The organism is Streptomyces sp. NPDC054840 (assembly GCF_053611065.1).
The window spans coordinates 1-1,782 of sequence record NZ_JBSGZP010001027.1 but is presented as its reverse complement, the minus strand read 5'-3'; the positions used below and the strand labels follow the sequence as shown (position 1 = coordinate 1,782).

The window sequence follows — 1,782 nt, the reverse complement described above, 5'->3', positions numbered from 1 at the left end:
GCCCGGACGGACCGGATGCCCGGGCGGACCGGGCAAGGTGCCGGGCGGACCGGGCAACGGGCCGGGCTTCAGTGCACCGCTACCGGGTCCGCCGCGGCCCCCGAGGCCGCGCCGTTCCTGGCGCCGAGGTGGTTGAAGGCCAGATTCAACAGGATGGCCACCACGCACCCGGTGCTGATGCCCGAGTCGAGGACGACCAGCAGGTCCTTCGGGAAGGCGTGGTAGAACTCCGGCGCGGCGATCGGGATCAGGCCGATGCCCACGGAGGCGGCGACGATCAGGGCGTTCTCGCCCTTCTCCATGGCCGCCCCGGCCAGGGTCTGGATTCCGCTGGCCGCGACCGAGCCGAAGAGGACGATGCCGGCGCCGCCGAGCACCGGCAGCGGGACCACGCCGATGACGGAGGCCGCCATCGGGCACAGGCCCAGCAGGATCAGGATCCCGCCGCCTGCGGCGACGACGAAGCGGCTGCGCACCTTGGTCATGGCGACCAGGCCGATGTTCTGGGCGAAGGCGCTGCACATGAACCCGTTGAACAGCGGGCTGATCGCGCTGCCGAGGGTGTCGGCGCGCAGGCCGCCCTCGATCGTCTTCGCGTCCGCCGGACGGCCGACGATCTTGCCCAGCGCCAGGATGTCGGCGGTGGACTCGGTCATGCAGACCAGCATGACGATGCACATCGAGATGACGGCCGCTACCTGGAACTGCGGGGCGCCGAAGTGGAAGGGGGTCGGGAAGCCGACCACCGAGGCGTTCTTGACGGCGTCGAAGCTGGTCATGCCGAGCGGGAGGGCGATGAGGGTGCCGGCGACCAGGCCGAGCAGGATGGATATCTGCTGGAGGAAGCCGCGCAGGAACTTGCGCATCAGCAGGACGATCACCAGGGTCACGGCGGCCATGCCGATGTTGCGCATGGAGCCGTAGTCGGTGGCGGTGCCGTTCCCGCCCTGGGACCAGTTGAAGGCGACGGGCAGGAGCGAGACGCCGATGAGGGTGATGACCGTACCCGTCACGACCGGCGGGAAGAAGCGGACGAGCTTGCCGAAGTAGGGGGCGGCGAAGAAGCCGACGACCCCGGCCACGATGATCGCGCCGAAGATGATGGGGAGGGCGTTCTCCCCCTCCCCCTTGCCGATCGCGATCATCGGGGTCACACCGGCGAAGGAAACGCCGTTGACGAAGGGGAGTTTGGCGCCGATCTTCCAGAAGCCGAGGGTCTGGAGGAGGGTGGCGAGGCCTGCCGTGAAGAGCGAGGCGCCCATCAGGAAGGCGGTCTCGGTGGCGGAGAGTCCGACGGCCGGGCCGACGATCATCGGCGGGGCCACGACACCCGCGTACATGGCGGCCACGTGCTGCAGACCGCTCGTGAACATTTTCAGCGGAGGCAGGGACTCATCGACCGGATGCTTCTCCTCCGGTATCCCCGGTACTGCGACTGCGTCTTTACGAAACCTGGGCGCCTGGGCCACGGCTTCCTCCGTTCGGTTGAACACGCCGGCAGGGACGTGGTGTCTTGGAGGTGGTGCGAAAGCGGTGCGAGTCGAGCCTGTATGCGGTTGTGGTGGTGCGCATGCTTGTCCCAAGGGGTGCGGAATCGAGTCGCCCGATCATCGGTTCCGCGCTGTGGTGCGGCTCAGGACCCCCGGCGCGAGCCGGACCGGATCGTGAGCTGGAGGTGCCGCGGCGAGGGCGCGATACGCGCGCCGCGGGTCGGATCGCACGAGTCACCGCCCCGGGGCGCCTTCGGATTTCCTCAGGCGCTACCCGGGAACGGCTGCCCAC

Annotated in this window: 1 protein-coding gene; it reads right to left on the bottom strand. The window is 69.2% G+C overall.

Features of this window, described 5'->3' with window-relative positions; genetic code table 11:
- Positions 1-68: 68 nt before the first annotated feature.
- Positions 69-1,469: a nucleobase:cation symporter-2 family protein gene (locus ACWGIU_RS37140; protein WP_453712473.1), complete on the bottom strand. Its 1,401-nt coding sequence runs from the start codon at positions 1,467-1,469 to the stop codon at positions 69-71.
- Positions 1,470-1,782 lie beyond the last annotated feature (313 nt).